The organism is Celeribacter sp. ULVN23_4 (assembly GCF_054788345.1).
On sequence record NZ_JBTVYO010000001.1, the window covers coordinates 1,013,595 to 1,032,293 of the forward strand.

20 protein-coding genes are annotated in these 18,699 nt (G+C 60.1%); 12 read left to right on the forward strand and 8 right to left on the reverse strand.

The window, feature by feature from the left end:
• Positions 1-29 precede the first annotated feature (29 nt).
• Complete coding sequence (locus ACYBHZ_RS05000) at positions 30-1,250, reverse strand: porin (RefSeq protein ID WP_460273101.1); 1,221 nt, start codon at positions 1,248-1,250, stop codon at positions 30-32.
• A 216-nt stretch (positions 1,251-1,466) separates the two neighbouring features.
• On the opposite strand from ACYBHZ_RS05000, the gene ACYBHZ_RS05005 reads away from it, so the two are divergent.
• Positions 1,467-2,120, forward strand: a complete 654-nt coding sequence (locus tag ACYBHZ_RS05005; protein WP_460273103.1) for a YggS family pyridoxal phosphate-dependent enzyme — start codon at positions 1,467-1,469, stop codon at positions 2,118-2,120.
• A gap of 65 nt (positions 2,121-2,185) precedes the next feature.
• On the opposite strand, the gene ACYBHZ_RS05010 is transcribed toward ACYBHZ_RS05005, so the two are convergent.
• Positions 2,186-2,677, reverse strand: coding sequence for a L,D-transpeptidase family protein (locus ACYBHZ_RS05010; protein ID WP_460273104.1), 492 nt, complete (start codon positions 2,675-2,677; stop codon positions 2,186-2,188).
• Entirely contained in the window at positions 2,677-3,765 is a 1,089-nt protein-coding gene (gene ribA / locus ACYBHZ_RS05015) for a GTP cyclohydrolase II (RefSeq protein WP_460273105.1), read from the reverse strand. Before ribA ends, ACYBHZ_RS05010 begins: the two co-directional genes overlap by 1 nt.
• Before the next feature lie 169 nt (positions 3,766-3,934).
• On the opposite strand from ribA, the gene ACYBHZ_RS05020 reads away from it, so the two are divergent.
• The 5 genes from ACYBHZ_RS05020 to ACYBHZ_RS05040 all read left to right on the forward strand — a co-directional run bounded on the left by ACYBHZ_RS05020 (position 3,935) and on the right by ACYBHZ_RS05040 (position 7,448).
• Complete coding sequence (locus ACYBHZ_RS05020; protein WP_460273106.1) at positions 3,935-4,621, forward strand: response regulator transcription factor; 687 nt, start codon at positions 3,935-3,937, stop codon at positions 4,619-4,621.
• A 220-nt stretch (positions 4,622-4,841) separates the two neighbouring features.
• A complete protein-coding gene (locus ACYBHZ_RS05025; RefSeq protein WP_460273108.1) occupies positions 4,842-5,630 on the forward strand; it encodes an exodeoxyribonuclease III in 789 nt (262 codons plus the stop codon).
• 68 nt (positions 5,631-5,698) lie between these two features.
• Positions 5,699-6,601, forward strand: a complete 903-nt coding sequence (locus ACYBHZ_RS05030; protein WP_460273109.1) for a tetratricopeptide repeat protein — start codon at positions 5,699-5,701, stop codon at positions 6,599-6,601.
• Between the two features lie 26 nt (positions 6,602-6,627).
• Positions 6,628-7,263, forward strand: coding sequence for an LON peptidase substrate-binding domain-containing protein (locus ACYBHZ_RS05035; protein ID WP_460273110.1), 636 nt, complete (start codon positions 6,628-6,630; stop codon positions 7,261-7,263).
• Positions 7,263-7,448 (forward strand): Trm112 family protein, encoded by a 186-nt coding sequence (locus ACYBHZ_RS05040; protein ID WP_460273111.1) that lies wholly within the window; start codon positions 7,263-7,265, stop codon positions 7,446-7,448. Before ACYBHZ_RS05035 ends, ACYBHZ_RS05040 begins: the two co-directional genes overlap by 1 nt.
• A 163-nt stretch (positions 7,449-7,611) precedes the next feature.
• Here the strand turns inward: ACYBHZ_RS05040 and ACYBHZ_RS05045 are convergent, their stop codons facing one another.
• Positions 7,612-8,895, reverse strand: a complete 1,284-nt coding sequence (locus ACYBHZ_RS05045) for an FAD-dependent monooxygenase (protein WP_460273112.1) — start codon at positions 8,893-8,895, stop codon at positions 7,612-7,614.
• 48 nt (positions 8,896-8,943) lie between these two features.
• Here ACYBHZ_RS05045 and ACYBHZ_RS05050 point away from each other — a divergent pair, with 48 nt between their 5' ends.
• The 4 genes from ACYBHZ_RS05050 (at position 8,944) to ACYBHZ_RS05065 (ending at position 15,314) form a co-directional block, all read left to right on the forward strand.
• Positions 8,944-10,272 carry an amidase gene (locus tag ACYBHZ_RS05050; RefSeq protein ID WP_460273113.1) on the forward strand — a complete coding sequence of 443 codons (1,329 nt, stop codon included), beginning with the start codon at positions 8,944-8,946 and terminating at the stop codon, positions 10,270-10,272.
• Between the two features lie 129 nt (positions 10,273-10,401).
• Positions 10,402-11,583 (forward strand): aminotransferase class I/II-fold pyridoxal phosphate-dependent enzyme, encoded by a 1,182-nt coding sequence (locus ACYBHZ_RS05055; RefSeq protein ID WP_460273114.1) that lies wholly within the window; start codon positions 10,402-10,404, stop codon positions 11,581-11,583.
• 14 nt (positions 11,584-11,597) lie between these two features.
• Positions 11,598-14,618, forward strand: a complete 3,021-nt coding sequence (locus ACYBHZ_RS05060; RefSeq protein WP_460273115.1) for a DNA translocase FtsK — start codon at positions 11,598-11,600, stop codon at positions 14,616-14,618.
• 72 nt (positions 14,619-14,690) lie between these two features.
• Positions 14,691-15,314 (forward strand): LolA family protein, encoded by a 624-nt coding sequence (locus tag ACYBHZ_RS05065; protein WP_460273116.1) that lies wholly within the window; start codon positions 14,691-14,693, stop codon positions 15,312-15,314.
• A 12-nt stretch (positions 15,315-15,326) separates the two neighbouring features.
• On the opposite strand, the gene ACYBHZ_RS05070 is transcribed toward ACYBHZ_RS05065, so the two are convergent.
• Entirely contained in the window at positions 15,327-15,911 is a 585-nt protein-coding gene (locus ACYBHZ_RS05070; RefSeq protein WP_460273117.1) for a transglycosylase SLT domain-containing protein, read from the reverse strand.
• A 93-nt stretch (positions 15,912-16,004) separates the two neighbouring features.
• The gene (locus tag ACYBHZ_RS05075; protein WP_460273118.1) at positions 16,005-16,886 is read right to left on the reverse strand and encodes an AEC family transporter; all 882 of its coding nucleotides are present in this window, start codon (positions 16,884-16,886) and stop codon (positions 16,005-16,007) included.
• 86 nt (positions 16,887-16,972) lie between these two features.
• Between ACYBHZ_RS05075 and hspQ the strand changes: the two genes are divergently transcribed.
• Positions 16,973-17,299, forward strand: a complete 327-nt coding sequence (hspQ, locus tag ACYBHZ_RS05080; protein WP_460273119.1) for a heat shock protein HspQ — start codon at positions 16,973-16,975, stop codon at positions 17,297-17,299.
• Between the two features lie 22 nt (positions 17,300-17,321).
• On the opposite strand, the gene ACYBHZ_RS05085 is transcribed toward hspQ, so the two are convergent.
• Together ACYBHZ_RS05085 and ACYBHZ_RS05090 are read right to left on the reverse strand one after the other, a co-directional pair.
• Positions 17,322-17,744, reverse strand: coding sequence for an ATP-binding protein (locus tag ACYBHZ_RS05085; protein WP_460273120.1), 423 nt, complete (start codon positions 17,742-17,744; stop codon positions 17,322-17,324).
• A gap of 58 nt (positions 17,745-17,802) precedes the next feature.
• Positions 17,803-18,147 (reverse strand): STAS domain-containing protein, encoded by a 345-nt coding sequence (locus ACYBHZ_RS05090; protein ID WP_460273121.1) that lies wholly within the window; start codon positions 18,145-18,147, stop codon positions 17,803-17,805.
• A gap of 87 nt (positions 18,148-18,234) precedes the next feature.
• Between ACYBHZ_RS05090 and ACYBHZ_RS05095 the strand changes: the two genes are divergently transcribed.
• Positions 18,235-18,696 carry a GAF domain-containing protein gene (locus tag ACYBHZ_RS05095; protein WP_460273123.1) on the forward strand — a complete coding sequence of 154 codons (462 nt, stop codon included), beginning with the start codon at positions 18,235-18,237 and terminating at the stop codon, positions 18,694-18,696.
• The last annotated feature ends 3 nt before the right edge of the window (positions 18,697-18,699 follow it).

Genomic DNA, 18,699 nt, shown 5'->3' on the forward strand with positions numbered 1-18,699 from the left:
AATCTTTTGTTCTTCTGAACTTCTAAGAATTAGAAGGAGAAGGACAGAGCCAGCGTGGCGCCGGAGTACAGCTCGTAGCCGCCGATGCCGGTGTCGATGTCGTCGGTGGATTCAGCAGCATCCGAGTTCGCATCAGCGTAGGATGCGAGGAAGGAAGCGCCGCCGCCGAGGTCGTATTCAGCAACGATGTAGGAGGCGAAGTCGTCGTCTGCAACATCGTCGTCGCCGTCGATGTAACCAGCGGTCACAACCAGACCGAAGCCGAAGTCGTAAGCACCTTCAACAGCGTATTCAGCTTCGCCGAGGATTTCTTCGTAGTAAGCAGCAACGGTGATCGGGCCGTCGGAGTAGTCCACGGACACGCCGTATGCGTCATCTTCGGTGGCAGATGCGTCGTCGAAGTCATAGGAGACGTAATAAGCGCCGAGGGTCACCGGACCGATCGGGTAGGACACATCAAGACCAACACCGGTCACGCCAGCATCGTAATCCATGTAGGACAGGTTGAAGTCAGCGCCGCCGAAGGATGCGCCGAGGTTCAGAACGATCATGTCGTCTTCACCGACATCGGACAGGCCGAAGTCTTCAACGCCGGAAAGATCGAACAGTACGTCTTCTGCATAGAGCAGGCCGGCGTCGAACATGCCGAAGTCGTAAGACAGAGCGACTTGGGAGTATTTGAGCTCGCCGTTGGTTTTGTCACCTTCGCCGGTGTCGCCCGCGTCGCCTGCAGTGGTGCCGTCTGCGAACGTGAAATCTTCGTCGACGAGGATCGAGGATGCCGCGATGGACAGGCCAGCGTATTCTGCAGTCACGAGGATGCCGCCGGTGGCGTTGTTGTCGTCAGCGAGGTAGTCTTCGTAGTCGTCAGCGGCGTCGGCCGGAGCGAACAGGTCGTTGTCGTACAGAGCGCCAACGCCGGAGAAGGACGCGTAAGCGGTGTCAACGTCGCCGAAGGACAGGCCGAACATGTCGTTGGAGATGGACAGAACCCAGTCAGAGGAGTCAACGGTGCCCATGGAGAAGGTGTCGTCCTCGTCGGACTCGAGGTCGATATCGAGAGACGCGGACGCGGTCCAGCCGTTGTTCAGCTCTTGGGAGAGGTTCACGTAGAGGCCGGCGTCGTAGTAGAAGCCGCCTTCGAAGTCGTCGTTGTAGCCGATCTCAGCGTCGCCGGACCAGGTTACTTCTGCGGAAGCTGCGCCTGCGAGCAGGACGATAGCTGCGGAAGAAAGAAGGATATTTTTCATCGTTTCCCTCGTGGATTTTGAATATCAGGCATGCCGGCTTACCCGACACATGGCGAGAGAAATGCGCCGAACTGCGCTTTGGGTCAAGAAAACGCGAGGTCAGCGACATAGCTCTCTGGAAAATGATGCAAAGACGCCACACACCTGTTGCATGGGATGTGCCGGGCGGCATAAGAAATCCAAGGAATGTAGGGCGCACCGCCAAAGGAGGCAGATATGGGGCTTGCTGAGATCAAGAGCCGTGTGGCGAAAGAGGTAGAACGTGTCGGGCGGGCATCGGACAGTGTGACTTTGATTGCCGTTTCCAAGGTTCAGCCCAATGAACGGGTGGAAGCTGTGCTTGAAGAGGGCCAGCGCGTGTTCGGGGAAAACAAGGTGCAGGAGGCGGCTGGGAAGTGGCCGGCCTTCAAGGAGCGCTTCGACGGTGTGGAGCTTCATCTGATCGGACCGCTTCAGACCAACAAAGCGCGGCAGGCGATGGAGCTTTTTGATGTGATTCACACGGTGGATCGCCCGAAGCTCGCCAAAACCATTGCGCGCCTCTCCGAGGAGTTGGGCCACTGCCCGCGTCTCTTTATACAGGTGAACACAGGCGAAGAGCCGCAAAAGGCTGGCATTTTGCCTGCGGATGCGGATGGTTTCATTCAGGAATGCCGCGATCTGGGGCTCGCGATCGAAGGTCTGATGTGCATTCCGCCCGCTGAGGAAGAGCCATCGCTTCACTTTGCGCTTCTGAAAAAGATCGCGGAGCGGAATCAGCTCTCGGGGCTCTCGATGGGCATGTCCGGCGATTTCGAAACCGCGATTGCGCAGGGTGCGACTCATGTTCGTGTCGGCTCCGCGATCTTCGGCGAGCGAGCTTATTCCTGACGAATCGCACTGTCGGCAAAGCGTCGGACTTTTGTCGGACTTCCGTCGGACCTTGAACGTACCGACTATCGGATCACCAGCCGAGTAGCGGGGGTGATCCGGTCCGCGATCCAGCGCAGGTGATCGGCGCGGAAGGCGACGCAGCCTTCGGTCGGGTGACGCGGTTTGCGCCAGCGATGGACAAAAATGGCGGAGCCTTTGCCGGGCGTGGCATCGGGCCAGTTCCAATCGGTGATGATCACCAGATCGTAAAGCCGATCTGCGCGGCGCATGTTTTCATGGCTGGCTTTGAAAGGCGCGCGCACGAGGTGGTTGTAGGCGGGATGATCGCCCGCATCGCACCAGAGATCGCCGGGCCTGATTTTTGTGCCGTTTAGGGCGGGAATGCGATCGGCCCTATAATAAAGCGCGGGCATGGTGTGACTGCCGCGCGGGCTGGCGCCGTCGCCTTCACGTTTGCTGTCCGAGATCCCGCCCTTGCCGATGGAGCAGGGGAAGCGCCGCCCGAGAAACCGCGCGCCCCAACGGGTGACGACGATGTCGGTGGCTTTGAACATCACAACAGATGTCCCGATTTGCGGGCCTTGGTGGCGAGATAGGCTTCGTTGAAGCGATTCTCCCCGACCTTGAGCGGCACGCGTTCGGTGACGGTGATGCCCTGATCTTCCATCCGGGCGATCTTCTTCGGGTTGTTGGTCAGAAGGCGCACGGCACCAAAGCCCAACTCCTTGAGAATCGCCGCGCCGATGCGGAAATCGCGTTCATCGTCTTCAAAGCCGAGCCGGTGGTTGGCCTCCACCGTGTCGAAGCCCTGATCCTGAAGTGAGTAGGCGCGCATCTTGTTGGCGTGGCCGATGCCGCGGCCCTCTTGGTTCAGGTAAAGAAGAATGCCTTCACCTTCCTCGCCCATTTGGGAGAGGGCGGCGTGAAGCTGCGGGCCGCAGTCGCATTTCAGCGAGCCAAAGATATCGCCGGTGAAACAGGCGGAATGGAGGCGCGCCAGCACGGGCTTGCTGCGATCCGGGCGGCCAACCTCGACAACGTAATGTTCCTCGCCGCCATCATCGGGGCGAAAAACATGGACGCGGCTTTTCTCGGCGGCGATCAAAGGCACGCGGGCATGGACCATGTCATGCAGCGGCGCGAGATCGGCCATCAGGGGCAGGGCGGTTTCGACCGGGAGGACGGTCAGCCCGTTGGCGCTTGCGATATCATAGCCATTCTCGACATCGACCATGATGGTGGCGGGCAGAAGGCGCGCGGATTTTGCCAGTGCAATCGCGGCGCGGGCGCAGATCGCATTGCCGCCGCGAAGCGAGCGGAACGGGCCTTTCATCGGATGGGTCAGATCGTCCGCCGGATCGGCCACGGCGGCGATCCATTCGACATCGGCATCTGAGGGCAGAATGAGACGGGCGAGATCACTGTCATAGGCGCGGGCGGAGAGGGTTTCCGCGCGCCGGGATGTGATCGCCATATAGACGTCGCCCAGCTCGCGAAGATCTCTGAGACGTTCGGAAGAAATGTCTTCGGCGGCGACGGCGAGCGCATGTCCGGCCTCGGAGCGGAGCACCACTGGCACGCCCATACGCATGTCCGCGCGGGCGCGGGCGATGATTTCAGAAAGGTTCGGCGCAAGGCTCATGAAGGTGTTCCGTCGTCATGTCAGGCCCTTCATGTAGCGATCTTTGTCATAAAGTGAAACATTTCCGGCCTCTTTGACACGCTTGCGTGAGACTATTGTTGCAAATCTTGTTCTTTCGCCTCGTCACGCGCAGATCACAGTCAAGGCACAACAAAAGGAGGTCAAAGTGATGGCCACTCTAAAGAAAATCCTGCTCGTCGACGATGATGACGATCTGCGCGAGGCACTGAGCGAACAATTGGTCATGACCGAAGACTTCGACGTCTTCGAAGCCGACAGCGGCGCGTCCGGCATCGAGAAGTCGAAAGAAGGCCATTACGACCTGATCATTCTCGATGTGGGCCTGCCCGACACGGACGGTCGTGAACTATGCAAACGTCTCCGTAAAACCGGCGTAAAATGTCCCATTTTGATGCTGACCGGTCATGACACGGACGCGGACACCATTCTGGGGCTCGACAGCGGTGCCAATGACTACGTCACCAAACCGTTCAAATTTCCGGTGCTTCTGGCCCGTATCCGCGCCCAGCTCCGGACCCATGAGCAATCGGAAGCGGCTGTCTTCCAGCTTGGACCGTACACGTTCAAACCGGCGCAGAAGATGCTGGTCACGGAAGACGACAAGAAAATCCGTCTGACCGAGAAAGAGACCAATATCCTCAAGTTCCTCTATCGCTCGACCGAAGGCGTGGTGCCGCGCGACGTGTTGCTGCATGAGGTCTGGGGCTACAATGCCGGAGTGACGACGCACACGCTTGAGACGCATATCTACCGCCTGCGCCAGAAAATCGAACCCGATCCCTCGAACGCGCGGCTTCTCGTGACGGAGGCGGGCGGCTATCGCCTCGCGTCCTGATCGAAAAAAACGGACTTACGCAGGAACCTTTCGGTTTGTCGTGAGTTGATATCAGGAAGACCCCTCGCACATCGGGGCAATGATGTGCAGTCCCTCGTTCCCTCTTATGCCCGGCCTTCGTGCCGGGCGTTTTTTTGTCTGCGGGTGTGCGCGGCTTTCGGGTGGTGTCACCGCGCCGGGGCGGATAGGCTCTGGCGCAAATCTGATCAGAGGACGTGTCATGCCCTTCACTCTTGCCACCTGGAACATCAACTCCGTGCGTCTGCGCGAGCCCATCGTCTGCAAGCTTCTCGAAGAGGAGGGGCCAGATGTCTTGTGTCTGCAGGAGTGCAAATCTCCGGTGGAAAAAATCCCGATGGAGCGGTTTCAGGCGCTTGGCTACACTCACATCGTTGCGCGGGGGCAGAAGGGCTACAACGGTGTTGCGATCCTTTCGAAATTGCCGCTCGAAGATGCGGGTTCCGTGGATTACGCGAACCTCGGCCATGCGCGCCATGTCGCAGCGCGTCTGGAGAACGGCGTGACGATCCACAACTTCTATGTGCCGGCGGGTGGCGACAAACCGGATCGCGAGATCAACGAGAAATTCGGGCAAAAGCTCGATTACCTCACCGAGATGCGTGACGCTTTCCATACTGACAAGCCGGAGAAATCCATTCTCGTGGGCGACTTGAACATCGCTCCGCGCGAGGACGACGTCTGGAACCACAAACAGCTTTTGAAAATCGTGTCCCACACGCCGATCGAGGTCGAGCATCTCGGCGCGGCGCAGGATGCGGGCAATTGGGTCGATGTCACGCGGCAGGATATTCCGGAGGGGCTGCTTTATAGCTGGTGGTCGTACCGGGCGAAGGATTGGGATGCTGCGGACAAGGGGCGGCGTCTCGATCACATCTGGGCGACGTCTGATATTTCGAATGCCGCACACGGCAGCCGCGTTCTGCGCGATGCGCGCGGTTGGGAGCAACCGTCGGATCACGCACCGGTCTTCGCCACTTTCGATCTTTGAGCCACCCGGCTTTAAAATTCATGCAACAGGGCGCATATATAGCCCAAGCAGATAAGGGAGAACCGACAATGGATCTCGGACAAGCCAATGGCGCCGCGCATGGCGCATATGTGAAAGACGTTTCCGAAGCCGACTTCATGGCGGAGGTGATCGAAGCCTCGCAGGAAACCCCTGTGATCGTTGACTTCTGGGCCCCGTGGTGCGGCCCCTGCCGTCAGCTCGGCCCGGCTCTCGAAGCCGAGGTTGAAGCCGCCGGTGGCGCGGTCAAGATGGCCAAGGTGAACGTCGATGAGAACCAAGGCATCGCGGGGCAGCTGCGCGTGCAGTCCATCCCGACCGTTTACGCCTTTTTCAAAGGCCAACCGGTTGACGGCTTCCAAGGCGCGTTGCCGCCGTCTCAGATCAAGGAATTCGTGGCCAAGATCGTTGCGCTGAACGTCGACGAAAGCCTCGCCGATGCGGTCGCGGCTGCGGATGAAATGTTCGAAGCCGGTGAGATCGACGATGCGGCACAGACCTACGCCGCGATCATCGAAGAGGATGACAAATTGGCGGCGGCCTATGCCGGTCTGGCAAAATGCCACCTGTCGAAAGGCGAAGTGGATGAGGCCGAAGCCGTGCTGAACGGCGTGCCTGCTGACGTCTCGCATGATGCGTCGATTGAAGCGGTTCATGCCCAGATTGCTCTGGCGCGCGAGGCGGAAAATGCGGGTCCGGTGGCTGAGCTGGCCGCCAAGGTTGAGGCCGATCCGACCGACATGCAGGCGCGTTTCGATCTTGCGGTGGCGCAACATGCTGCCGGTCAGGTTGAAGAGGCCGTCGAAACGCTTTTGGCCGCGTTCAAGCAGGACCGTGAATGGAACGATGGCGCGATCAAGGAGCAGCTGTTCAAGATTTTCGACAGCCTTAAGCCCAATGATCCGATTGTTTTGAACGGTCGCCGCAAATTGTCCTCGATGCTATTTGCCTGATCGCGCGCGCGTTCTAACTTTAGCACATGTTGAGCGCAGCCGATCTTCCAGAGACGATCCCCGTCTTTCCGCTTCCCGGGGCCCTGCTTTTGCCTCGGGCGCGTTTGCCCTTGCACATCTTCGAGCCCCGCTATCTGCAGATGCTCGAAGATTGCATGAAAACGCCCGCACGCCTGATTGGTATGGTCCAGCCCCGGAGCGGGGCAGGGGCGGGTAAGTTGAACAGCATCGGCTGTGCCGGTCGCCTGACCGCTTTCTCCGAGACCGAAGACGGGCGCTACATGATCACGCTCACCGGCGTGTCGCGCTTTCGTCTCATGGCGGAGACGACGGGGTTCAGCCCGTATCGGAAATTCAGCGTGAACTGGGCCGATTTCGCAGCCGATCTCGGCGCGCCGGAACATGATCCGGGCCTGTGCCGCGCGCCGTTCATGGCGTTGCTGAAACGCTATTTCTGCGAAGAAGAGCTCCAGACCGATTGGGACAGCCTTGGACAAGCCGAGGACGAGCTTCTGATCAACTCTCTGTCGATGCTCTGTCCGTTCGGTTCGGAAGATAAACAGGCGCTCTTGGAGGCTCCCTCTCTTTCCACCCGCCGCGAAACGCTTATAACGCTCATGGAATTCGCGCTGCATGGCGGCTCTGACGAGGATATGATGTGATGGACACCCAACCGATTTTTGATCGCCGTATGCTTGAGGCTCTGGTTTGTCCGCAAACCCATGCGGTTCTGAGCTATGATGCCGAGGCGCAGGAGTTGATCTCCAAGACGGCGGGGCTGGCCTATCCGATCCGCAATGGCATTCCGATCATGCTGGTGTCCGAGGCACGCAAGCTGGACGACTAAGGTCGTCGAGACAGCAAGCCAGACGAATGAAGAGGGGCGTATCGCCCCTTTTTTGCTGCGTTAAGCATAATCTTATTAACCTTAACGCGGGGTAGGGGAGGGGGCCTAACGGGCCAAAACTGACCGACCAAAGCTGGTCGGTCATAGCGACATACTCAGCCCTTCAAAGGGCGACGCCGCGCAGCAGTTTCGGAATGTCGCCATTCACGCCCGCCGCCTCACGGATCGCGGCACGGCGCAGGCCGCTCATCGAATTTACAACGCCCATACCAATGTCCCGCGCCACGCGCAGGAAGGGATTGTCGTTGGAAAACAGCTTGTTGAAACTGTCGGTCATGAGGGCCATCGTCGCCACATCGAACCGCCGCCACTGGGCGTAACGTGCCAGTACATCTTCGCGCCCAATGTCTTCGCCGCGGCGATGCGCATCGACGAGCACTTCTGTCAAAGCGCCAACATCCTTGAGACCTGCGTTGAGGCCCTGACCGGAGATTGGGTGCATCCCATGCGCCGCATCACCGACAAGCGCCACGCGCGGGGCGGTTAAGGCGTTCGCCAGTGTGATGTTCAGCGGATAGGTAAACCGTTTTCCGGCGAGGGAAATCTCCCCGAGGAAATCGCCGAAACGCGGACGCAGAACGGCGAGGTAATCTTCGTCGGAGAGCGCCTGAATATCGGCGGCGAGCTTGTCTTTTTCGGTCCAGACGATGGAGCTTTGATTGCCCGGCAGCGGCAGGATCGCCAGAGGGCCGGAGGGCAGGAAATATTGATGCGCCGCGCCATTGTGAGGCAGCTCATGCGAGATCGCGCAGACCAGAGCGGTCTGGCCATAGCCCCACCCGGTGCGCTTGATCCCGGCACGCTCGGCCGTGCCGCTTTTACGCCCGTCGCACCCAACGATCAGCTTGCCTGCAATCTCTGTTCCGTCGCTGAGCACGACCTTCGCGCCATGCAAATCGACCGACTGGGCGACGACCTGACCTTCGATCTGGGTGATCTTCGGCTGGGCGTCGAGCGCGTCGAGGAAGGCTTTGCGCAGGTAACGGTCCTCGACCATGTATCCCATCGGGCTTTCGTCGATCTCGCCGTCGCGAAATTCCAGCATGAAAGGCGCGGGGCCTTCGCCGGGTTTGCCGTCTGTGACTTTGACGTCGAGGATCGGTTGGGCATGACCCGAGACCGTGTCCCAAATGCCAATCGCTTTCATCAGCTTGTAAGAGCCGAGCGAGAGCGCATAGCCGCGCCCGTCGAACGTGTCGCTGGTGCGCATGTCTTTCGGCAGGCTGTCGATCAGCGTCACGGTCAGCCCGGCATTCGCCGAAGCCAGCGCCAAAGCCGGGCCATTAAGCCCGCCGCCGACGATGATGAGATCGCTTTTGGGAGTGGTGTCTTGGGTCATGAGGGCCTCCATTGCGCCAAATATGACGCGCGCGGCGGGATTGTCCATGCGCTCCTACGCCGCTAACGTGCCGGGGCAACAGAACAGGGGTGCGAAATGGTCGAATATACGGAAGCAAGCATGTGTGATCTTGGTCGGGCCATCGGCTCTGGCGATGTCGATCCGCGTGATCTTGCGGCGGCTTTTCTGGATATGGCGAAGGCGCACCCGCTGCGTGACCGGATTTACACCTGTCTCATGGAAGATCGCGCCATGGCGGAGGCCGAAGCCGCCTGTGTCCGCGCCAACAATGGCGTGCGGCGCGGGATTTTGGACGGTGTGCCGGTGTCATGGAAAGACCTGTTCGATACGGCGGGCGTGGCGACGGAAGCGGGCTCCGCGCTGCTCAAGGATCGCATCCCGACGAAAGATGCCGAAGTGTTGCGGCGCGCATCGAATGCTGGCCTCGTGGCGCTGGGCAAGACGCATATGTCGGAGCTGGCGTTCTCCGGTCTTGGGCTGAACCCGATGACGGCGACGACGCCCTGTGTGAACGATCTCGATGCCGTTTCGGGGGGCTCCTCCTCCGGCGCGGCTGGTTCTGTCGCCTTTGGTCTGGCGCCGGGTGCGATCGGCTCAGACACAGGCGGTTCGGTGCGTATCCCTTCGGCTTGGAACGATCTTGTGGGCCTGAAAACCACGGCGGGGCGTATCCCGCTTGATGGCGTCGTGCCTCTGGCTGCGGCTTTTGACACGGTCGGGCCGCTGGTGAAAACGGTGGAGGATGCCGCAGAGGTGTTCGCCATTCTCGACGGCTCGCCCGCGCCGGACCTGAAGGGCGCGACACTGAAAGGCAAGCGGCTTCTCGTGCTTGAAAACGTGGTGTTCGACGACATTCGCGACGCGCCTCTGGATGCGTTCGAGGCCGCTGTACAGAAATTCCGCGATGCCGGGGCGGAGGTGGTGCGCGCGCCGGTGCAGGCCGTGACGGACGCGATGGATCTTGCTGGCGTTCTGTTCACGACGGAGGCCTATGCCGAATGGCGCGACGTGATCGAGGCCGCGCCGGATTTGATGTTTCCGCGTATTCTGGACCGGTTCCGCTCCGGCGGGGCCTTCATGGGGGTGGATTATGTTGCGGCATGGAAAAAGCTGACGGCTTTGCGCGCCGAGTATCTCAAGGCAACTGCGGGCTTTGATGCGGTGATCTTGCCGTCTGCGCCGAACCTGCCGCCGAAAGCGGATCGGTTGATGACGGATGCGGAGTATTACGTCACGGAGAATCTCCTGACGCTGCGCAACACCCGTGTCGGCAATCTGATGGGGTTGGCCGCGCTGACTTTGCCGACGGGGATTCCGTCCTGCGGCGTCATCTTGCAAACCCCGCCGATGAGCGAGGCGCGTCTTTTGCGTCTGGGTAAGGCCGCAGAGGCCGCGCTGGCCTAAAAGTCACAACCTCAACGCGAGGCGTTCGGGCCGATCCGTCTTTTTCTGGACCAATCGGCCCGGCACGGTTATCTTGACCTCAAACACCCGGGCGAAAAGATCCGGAAATACAGAGGCAGTAGCAGTTTCATGATGTTCCCTGAGCGGTTTTCAAACCTGCCGGAATATGCGTTTCCGCGTTTGCGGAGCCTTCTCGACGCGCATGCGCCGGGTGGCGAAGTGATGCATATGACCATCGGCGAACCCCGGCACGCCATGCCGCCCTTCGTGGGCGAGGTTCTGGCGGAAAATCTGGCCGGATTCGCGACATATCCGAATAACAACGGCACGGACGAGCTTTTGGGCGCGATCGCCGGATGGCTGAAACGCCGTTTTGGCGTCACGGTTGAGCCGTCAACCGACATCATGGCGCTCAACGGCACGCGCGAGGGGCTGATGAACGCCTGTATCGCGCTTTGCCCGGAGACGAAGAAGGGCAAGCAGCCGGTCGTGTTGACGCCCAACCCGTTTTATCAGGTCTATGCCGTCGCCGCGACGACCATCGGGGCCGAACCTGTGTTCGTGCCCTCGACCCGTGAGACCGGGTTCCTGCCGGATTATGCAGGCCTGCCGACCGAGGTTCTGGACCGCACGGCGATTGCCTATATCTGTAGCCCTTCGAACCCGCAGGGGGCGATTGCTTCGCGGGAATATTTGCGCGATTTGATTTCTCTGGCGGAAAAACACGATTTCAAAGTGTTCTCTGACGAATGCTATTCCGAGATTTACCGCGATGAGGTGCCTGTCAGTGCCCTCGAAGTGGCGCGTGAGATGGGGGCTGACCCTGAGCGCGTGGTGATCTTCCATTCGCTGTCGAAACGCTCGAACCTTCCGGGGCTGCGCTCCGGGTTTGTGGCGTCCGGCCCTGAAAACATGCTCCGCATCCGGCGGCTGCGTTCCTATTCCGGCGCGCCTTTGCCCGGTCCGATTCAGGCGGTCTCCGCCCGTGTTTGGGCGGATGAGGAACACGTCATCGCGTCGCGCAAGCTATACGTCGAAAAATTCAACATGGCCGACGAAGTGTTTTCGGGCATCCAAGGTGCGGAGGCCCCACAGGCGGGGTTCTTCCTCTGGCTGCCGGTGAATGACGGCGAAGAAGCGGCGATGAAACTGTGGACGGAAACCGGCATTCGGGTCTTGCCCGGTGCGTATCTGTCCCGTGAGGTGAACGGGGAAAACCCCGGCAAGCATTACATCCGGGTCGCCTTGGTGGCCCCAAAAGAAGAAACGCAGCGCGGGCTGATCAAGCTCCGCGACTGTTTGTACGGTTAAAGTAAGAGGCAGGTATGGCATCCTATCAGGCACGTGGTCGCGATCCGCTTTTCGACAAAAAGACACAGATCCTTCTGGAACGCCGAGGGCGTGAATTGATCGGTCTCGGCCTTCTGGTGGTCGGGTTGATCTTTGCGCTTTTGCTGGGAAGCTATACGCCGGAAGACCCGAGCTGGCTCTCCGCCACCGAGGCCCCGGTGAACAACGTGTTGGGCCGATTTGGTGCCTCGATTGCCTCGCCTCTGATGATCATCGTGGGCGTGGCCTCCTGGGGCTTTGCTCTGGGCTTTATCGCCTGGGGGCTGCGCTACATGCTGCATCGTGGGGCTGAACGGGCGTTGACGCGGGCGGTCTTCGTGCCAATCGCCATCGCGGTCGCCTCGATCTATGCCTCCACCCATGCCTCCACCGCGCCGCAAAGCTTTGGCGGGTTGTTCGGTGATACCGTTCTGGCGGCGCTGATCCAAATCGTGCCGCTTGGCGCTGGCTTTAGCCTGAAGGTGCTGGCCTTGGTGTCCTTCTTCGGAGCGGTCTGGCTCGCTTTGTTCGCCTTCGGATTTACCCGGTCCGAGATGCTCGACATCGGGCGCTATCTGCTTTGGGGGCTGGTGTCGCTCTATGCCGTTGTGCTGAACCTGATGGGGCGCGGGGCGCGCGGGTCGGTGACTTTGGGACAGCGCATGGCGGAAAAAGCCGCCGCGCGTCGTGAAGAGCGCCGACTTCTGGCCGAGGAACAAGCGGCCTTCGGGGCTCAGATGCAGCAGGGTTATCAGGCTCAATCGCAGCCGCATGCGCATAGCGCGCGGGTGATCCGGGCCGATATGCCGGTGCAAGAGCCCGTCGTCTATGAGGACGAGGCCAAGCCGTCGCTGTTCTCCAAGATGCCGACGCTTTTGAAGCGCCCCCCTGTCGATGATCCTGAACCCGAATTGATCGAACCCGATCTGGCCCCCGATGTGGAGTGGCGACCGGAGCAGGATGATCGTATCCGCTCCAAAATCGCCAATGTGATCAATGCCCGCGCCCGGTCCGGGTCGCGCGCGGTTGCGCCGGGGGCGACCCGTGTCGAGCCGCCGATGACGGCGGCGCAAAAGGCGGTCGCGAAATACAAGAAGGGGCCGAAGCCGATGATCTTCGATGCTGGCTCCGCTCAAGCGACTGCGCCCGCTCCGATGGCCGCCCCGATGACTGAGGCACATGAGATGCCGGTCGCCGATGCCTATGAGGATGCTTACGACATGGGCTATGAGGCCTATGAGGTTGCGCAGGCGCCTTATGAAGATATGCAGCCCTACGAACAGGCTTACGAGGCGGATTTCGATCCGTCCTATGAACAAGCGTATGAACCGGTGGAAACGCCGGACTATATCGCGCCGCAATCCCCGCGCTACACGCCCGAACAGCCCGCCGCGCCGGAAGCCAAACGCGTGGTGCAGCACCCGGTGCGCAAACCCGTTGTGCCGTCCCGCCAAGCGCAGGCAGAGGCGCAGCCCAGCCTGAAATTCGACCCGAAAGAGGCCGAATACGAGGTGCCGCCGCTGTCTTTGCTTGAGAACCCGGTCAACATCGTGCGGCACACGCTGTCCGACGAGGCGCTCGAAGAGAATGCCCGGATGCTGGAGAATGTGCTCGACGATTATGGCGTGAAGGGCGAGATCGTGTCGGTCCGTCCGGGGCCGGTCGTGACCATGTATGAGCTCGAACCCGCGCCGGGTCTCAAGGCCAGCCGCGTGATCGGCTTGGCGGACGATATTGCGCGCTCCATGTCGGCGCTGTCGGCCCGTGTGTCGACCGTGCCGGGGCGCTCCGTGATCGGGATCGAATTGCCGAACGAGCATCGCGAGATGGTGTCCTTCCGCGAAATCCTTTCGGGCCGCGATTATGGTGATGGCAAACATTCCCTGCCGTTGGCGCTCGGCAAAGACATTGGCGGCGACGCGGTGGTGACGAATCTCGCGAAGATGCCGCACCTTCTGATCGCAGGGACCACCGGGTCCGGTAAGTCCGTGGCGATCAACACGATGATCCTGTCGCTCCTCTATAAGCTGACGCCGGAAGACTGCCGGATGATCATGATCGACCCGAAGATGCTCGAACTGTCCGTTTATGACGGCATTCCGCACCTTTTGAGCCCGGTTGTGACCGACCCGAAAAAGGCGGTCGTGGCGCTCAAATGGGTCGTGGCGGAGATGGAAGATCGCTACCGCAAAATGTCCAAAATGGGCGTGCGGAACATCGACGGTTACAACGGTCGCGTCAAAGAAGCTCTGTCGAAAGGCGAGCTGTTCTCCCGCACGGTGCAGACCGGGTTTGACGAGGAGACCGGCGATCCGATCTTCGAGACCGAAGAATTCCAGCCGGAAAAACTGCCTTTCATCGTGGTGATCGTCGATGAGATGGCCGACCTGATGATGGTTGCGGGCAAAGAGATCGAAGCTTGTATCCAGCGTCTGGCACAGATGGCGCGGGCCTCCGGCATCCACCTGATCATGGCGACGCAACGTCCCTCCGTGGACGTCATCACCGGGACGATCAAGGCCAACTTCCCGACCCGGATTTCCTTCCAGGTGACCTCGAAAATCGACAGCCGCACCATTTTGGGTGAGCAGGGCGCCGAACAGCTTCTGGGCATGGGCGACATGCTTTACATGGCGGGCGGCGGTAAAATCCAACGCTGCCACGCGCCGTTCGTCTCCGACGAAGAGGTCGAAAAGGTCGTGTCCTATCTCAAGGCCTATGGTCCGCCCGATTACGTCGGCGGCGTGGTCGAGGGACCGGATGATGAAAAATCTGCGGATATTGACGCTGTTCTGGGCCTCAACACAGGTGGCAACACCAATGGCGAGGATGCGCTTTACGATCAGGCCGTGGCCATCGTGATCAAGGATCGCAAATGCTCGACCTCCTACATCCAGCGCAAACTGGCGATCGGCTATAACAAAGCCGCGCGTCTGGTGGAGCAGATGGAGGATGAGGGCATCGTGTCCTCGGCGAACCATGTCGGCAAGCGCGAGATTTTGGTGCCGGAACAGTAATCACGGGAAATTCCGTGAGCTGTGATCTGATGAGAGGTGCAAGGGCTGCGCGAAGGCCCTATATCTGAGCGCATGAAACAGTTCCTGATTGCCCCTCTCAAGGCCCTCGCGCCTGCCCTGATCGCCCTCTCCGCCGCCGCGCCTGCGATGGCGGAGAAACTGCCGCTTTCTGAGCTTTCGGCCTATCTCAACGGTCTTTCGACGGTCGAGGCGGATTTCACCCAGACCAATGATGACGGCTCCAAATCGGATGGGTCCGTGACGATCAAACGTCCGGGACGGATGCGGCTCGACTATGGTGGAGCGAATGAAGCGCTGGTGCTCGTGAGCGGCGGACAGGTGGCGGTTTTCGATCCCGGCTCAAATGAGCCGCCGCAACGCTTTCCCCTTTCAAAGACCCCGCTGTCGCTGATGCTGGCTCGCAATGTCGATCTGAGCAAAGCGAAAATGGTGGTGTCCCATACGGAACAGAATGGCGACACCGTGGTACGGGCGCAGGATCCCGATCACCCGGAATACGGCTCCATTGACCTGATCTTCAGCGCGACGCCTGTGCTCAAGGCCTGGGTCATCCATGATGACACTGGCGGCTCCACCACGGTGCAGCTCACCAAGATGAAACTTGGTGGCTCCGTGTCGGATCGTGAGTTCAACATTCGCTCCGAGGCCGATCGGCGCGGGACGCCGCTCGACTGACGGGAGCGCGGATCAGGATTTACCGCAGGCGATGAGTTGCTGGCGGTATTTCTCTGCGCGGGTGGCGACAGAGTTGGCGACATTCATGAGCCACGCTTTGGAGCGATAGCTGCCACGGGCATAGCCTGCGCGGCCTTCGTGATAGGCGAGATACTGCGCCCGCGCGTCGTATTTGGAGATGCCGAGACGTTCCGAGGATTCGGCCATGTACCAGCCCATGAAATCGGTCGCGTCCTGAATGCGAGTGCGTTTCGCGCCCAAGCCGCCTTCTTCCCGGCGGTATTCGTCCCATGTCGCATCGAGCGCCTGAGCATAGCCGTAAGCCGAGCTTTGCCGTCCCATCGGGATCACATCCAGCACGAACTGATAGGGCGTACGGGCGTCGCCGTCGAACTTGCTCTCCTGATAGAAGGTCGCCATTTGCACATGCACGGGGATGCCCCATTTGCGCTCGCTCTTTTTCATCGCCCGCAGATAGCTGGGGCGCTCATCCAGAATGGCACATGCGTTGTCGAGGTTTCTGGGCGCACTGTTATAGCCCCCGCCGCATGCAGCCAGCAGGAGAAATAGGGAAAGTGCGCGAAGACGTCTGCTCATACCTGCCTCTCGCGTTTGATTTTGCCACAGCATAGCGAATTTGACAGATGTGTGAAATGGCAATCCCGTGAGCAGTTTCCCCGCAAAACCGGATTAAATCAGCAGGGCGAGCAGGATCGGGAGGTAGATCACCGACATGAGCGTGGAGGAGACGACGAGGGCGGCAACGGCATCCGAGGCGGCGCCGTATTTCTCCGCCAGCATGTAGGAGGTCACGGCAACCGGCGTGGCGATTTGGACGACGAGTACGGCCAGCGGGACCGGATCGAGGCCGAACCAGAGCCCTGCCCCGGTGGCGATCCCGGAGCAGAGGATGACTTTGCCCAAAGACATGAGCGTCGCGCGGCCCAACCCGTGCGGATGCAGCCGCGCAACGGCTACGCCGAGCGTGATGAGCATGAGGGGAATGGCGATCTGCCCCAAAAGCGAGAGCGTGTTCATGGCGAAGGGGGGCAGTGTCCAGCCCTGCCAGAGAAACAACGCGCCGAAGGCTGTGGCCCAGACCAAAGGTTCTTTGAAGGCCTTGCCGAGAGAACCGCCGCCCGCCGTGACATAGACGCCGAATGTGAAGGACCAAAGCGCCATGACGGCGAAGACCACGACAGCATAGCTCAGCCCCGCCTCGCCAAAGGCGAAGAGCGCCAGCGGCAGGCCAAGGTTGCCGGTGTTGCCGAAAATCAGCGGCGCGAGATAGGTGCGACTGTCATAGCCCAGCAGTTTCACCACGCCCCAAGCGGCAATCGTGACGCCGCCGTAAGCGACGATGGAGGCCAGTGAAAGGGCGGAGAGAGCCGCGGGTTCGATGTCGGCTTTGACCAGTGCGGTGAAAATCAGTGCGGGGACAGAGAGGGTCATCGTGAGCTTGGTCACGAACTCCAATCGGTATTCATGACCGGTTTTGACCCAAGTGAAGCCGATCAACGCCAGAAGAAATACCGGCGCGACGATTTCGAGCACTGTCAAAACAAGGTTCACAGACTGTTTCCCATTTCCCGGGCCGCCCCCCGTGGACATAGACCGTCCAAAAGGTCTACTAACCTAGTGTAGAGGTTGCAAATCTTATGTTGTCCACGCGTGCCAAATATCATCTGGGACAGGTTGTCCGTCACCGCAAGCATAGCTTCCGCGGAGTGGTGTTTGATGTCGATGCGATGTTTTCCAACACGGACGAATGGTACGCAGCGATCCCGGTCGATGCGCGTCCCGACAAGGATCAGCCGTTTTACCATCTGCTTGCGGAAAACAGCGACGATTACTACGTTGCCTATGTGTCGGAGCAGAACTTGGTCGCGGATTACTCCGGTGAACCTGTGGAACACCCCGATCTTGAAGACCTGTTCGGACCGTTCGAAGACGGGTCTTACCCGCTGCATTTCCAGTTGAACTGATCCCGAAACTTATCCCTGACGCTCAGGCCGTCTGACCAATCGACATGCGAAAGCGCAGGCGGTTGTGATCCCCTTCGCGCTCGTATTCAAGTTCGTGGGCCAGCTCCCGGATCAGAAACCATCCGAACCCCCCTTCGGGCAGGTCGGCGATATCGCAATTGAGATCGATCTGCCGCCCGAGAGGCGGCTTGCCGTCAGGCATCATGTGACCGTTGTCGAGAATGGTGCACCACAGGCCGTTTGCCGTCGGCGTGAGATGAATTTCGATCACACCCCCCATGTGCGCGACATAGGCGTGTTCCACGATGTTGTTCAAAGCCTCGGCCAGAACAATCTCAAGGCTGGCAAGCTCATCCTGAGAATACCCGGACGGCCTTAACCCGGATTTGATGCTTTCCAATCCGCGCCGCACAGCGGCTTCTGTTGCCGGAATGATCAGTCTCAAGATGCTCTCTCTCGGATGCGGTGGGACCGCGCGGGGCCGCTGTTGTTTGAGATTGCCCTCAGGACGCATTTGCAATTCCTGCGATGGCGTCGGCGACATTGGCGTGGATGGTGAAGACCGTGTCCATCCGGGTGAGGCGGAACACCCGTTGCACGGTCGGGTGCAGCGCGGCGAGTTCGAGGCGCTGGCCATGCCGCACCGCCTTGAGCGCCGCAACCACGGCGCCAAGCCCGGAACTGTCGAGGAATTCGACCTGGCCGAGATCAAGAATGATACGCGCCGGGCCGCTGTCGCTTAACGCGCGCATTTTATCCTTGAACTGAATGGCGCAGGCCGCATCGATGCGGTTTTCGACGACGGTCACGATGCGCACGTCCTCAAAATCCTGATGGGTCAGTTTCATATGCCGTCCCTTTGTGTCTGTATCGGGCTTGATCCTAGGACGAAAATCTTACCAATGGGTTTGCACGCCGCAGGAAAGGAAAAACACATGGCCGATTATGACGGATTGTCTGCTCGGGTTGCTGCACTTTGCGATGGGGAAACCGACGAGATCGCTTTGATGGCGACGCTGGCTTGTGAGGTGCATCAATCGGATGACCGGTTTCATTGGACGGGGTTCTATCGCACCGTCTCCGAAGACCTGTTGAAGATCGGGCCGTATCAGGGGGGGCATGGTTGTCTCGTCATCCCGTTTTCACGCGGTGTCTGCGGCGCCTGTGCCCGCACCCGCGCAGTGCAGCTTGTCCCCGACGTCGAGGCGTTCGAAGGGCATATCGCCTGCGCCTCCTCGACGCGTTCCGAATTGGTCCTGCCGGTGCAGACTGCGCAAGGTGAGCTTCTGGGTGTCTTTGATATCGACAGCGATTTCCCGGATGCTTTCACGCAGGAGGACGCGGACCGGCTGAGTGAGATCCTCGACAGCGTCTTTGCCAATGTGACTCGTGCGTGATAC

What these genes read in the sequence shown, in the direction of transcription:
- ACYBHZ_RS05000 (WP_460273101.1), bottom strand. Translation starts at nt 1,250, where the DNA reads ATGAAAAATATCCTTCTTTCTTCCGCAGCTATCGTCCTGCTCGCAGGC.
- ACYBHZ_RS05005 (WP_460273103.1), top strand. Translation starts at nt 1,467, where the DNA reads ATGGGGCTTGCTGAGATCAAGAGCCGTGTGGCGAAAGAGGTAGAACGT.
- ACYBHZ_RS05010 (WP_460273104.1), bottom strand. Translation starts at nt 2,677, where the DNA reads ATGTTCAAAGCCACCGACATCGTCGTCACCCGTTGGGGCGCGCGGTTT.
- ribA (WP_460273105.1), bottom strand. Translation starts at nt 3,765, where the DNA reads ATGAGCCTTGCGCCGAACCTTTCTGAAATCATCGCCCGCGCCCGCGCG.
- ACYBHZ_RS05020 (WP_460273106.1), top strand. Translation starts at nt 3,935, where the DNA reads ATGGCCACTCTAAAGAAAATCCTGCTCGTCGACGATGATGACGATCTG.
- ACYBHZ_RS05025 (WP_460273108.1), top strand. Translation starts at nt 4,842, where the DNA reads ATGCCCTTCACTCTTGCCACCTGGAACATCAACTCCGTGCGTCTGCGC.
- ACYBHZ_RS05030 (WP_460273109.1), top strand. Translation starts at nt 5,699, where the DNA reads ATGGATCTCGGACAAGCCAATGGCGCCGCGCATGGCGCATATGTGAAA.
- ACYBHZ_RS05035 (WP_460273110.1), top strand. Translation starts at nt 6,628, where the DNA reads ATGTTGAGCGCAGCCGATCTTCCAGAGACGATCCCCGTCTTTCCGCTT.
- ACYBHZ_RS05040 (WP_460273111.1), top strand. Translation starts at nt 7,263, where the DNA reads ATGGACACCCAACCGATTTTTGATCGCCGTATGCTTGAGGCTCTGGTT.
- ACYBHZ_RS05045 (WP_460273112.1), bottom strand. Translation starts at nt 8,895, where the DNA reads ATGGACAATCCCGCCGCGCGCGTCATATTTGGCGCAATGGAGGCCCTC.
- ACYBHZ_RS05050 (WP_460273113.1), top strand. Translation starts at nt 8,944, where the DNA reads ATGGTCGAATATACGGAAGCAAGCATGTGTGATCTTGGTCGGGCCATC.
- ACYBHZ_RS05055 (WP_460273114.1), top strand. Translation starts at nt 10,402, where the DNA reads ATGATGTTCCCTGAGCGGTTTTCAAACCTGCCGGAATATGCGTTTCCG.
- ACYBHZ_RS05060 (WP_460273115.1), top strand. Translation starts at nt 11,598, where the DNA reads ATGGCATCCTATCAGGCACGTGGTCGCGATCCGCTTTTCGACAAAAAG.
- ACYBHZ_RS05065 (WP_460273116.1), top strand. Translation starts at nt 14,691, where the DNA reads ATGAAACAGTTCCTGATTGCCCCTCTCAAGGCCCTCGCGCCTGCCCTG.
- ACYBHZ_RS05070 (WP_460273117.1), bottom strand. Translation starts at nt 15,911, where the DNA reads ATGAGCAGACGTCTTCGCGCACTTTCCCTATTTCTCCTGCTGGCTGCA.
- hspQ (WP_460273119.1), top strand. Translation starts at nt 16,973, where the DNA reads ATGTTGTCCACGCGTGCCAAATATCATCTGGGACAGGTTGTCCGTCAC.
- ACYBHZ_RS05090 (WP_460273121.1), bottom strand. Translation starts at nt 18,147, where the DNA reads ATGAAACTGACCCATCAGGATTTTGAGGACGTGCGCATCGTGACCGTC.
- ACYBHZ_RS05095 (WP_460273123.1), top strand. Translation starts at nt 18,235, where the DNA reads ATGGCCGATTATGACGGATTGTCTGCTCGGGTTGCTGCACTTTGCGAT.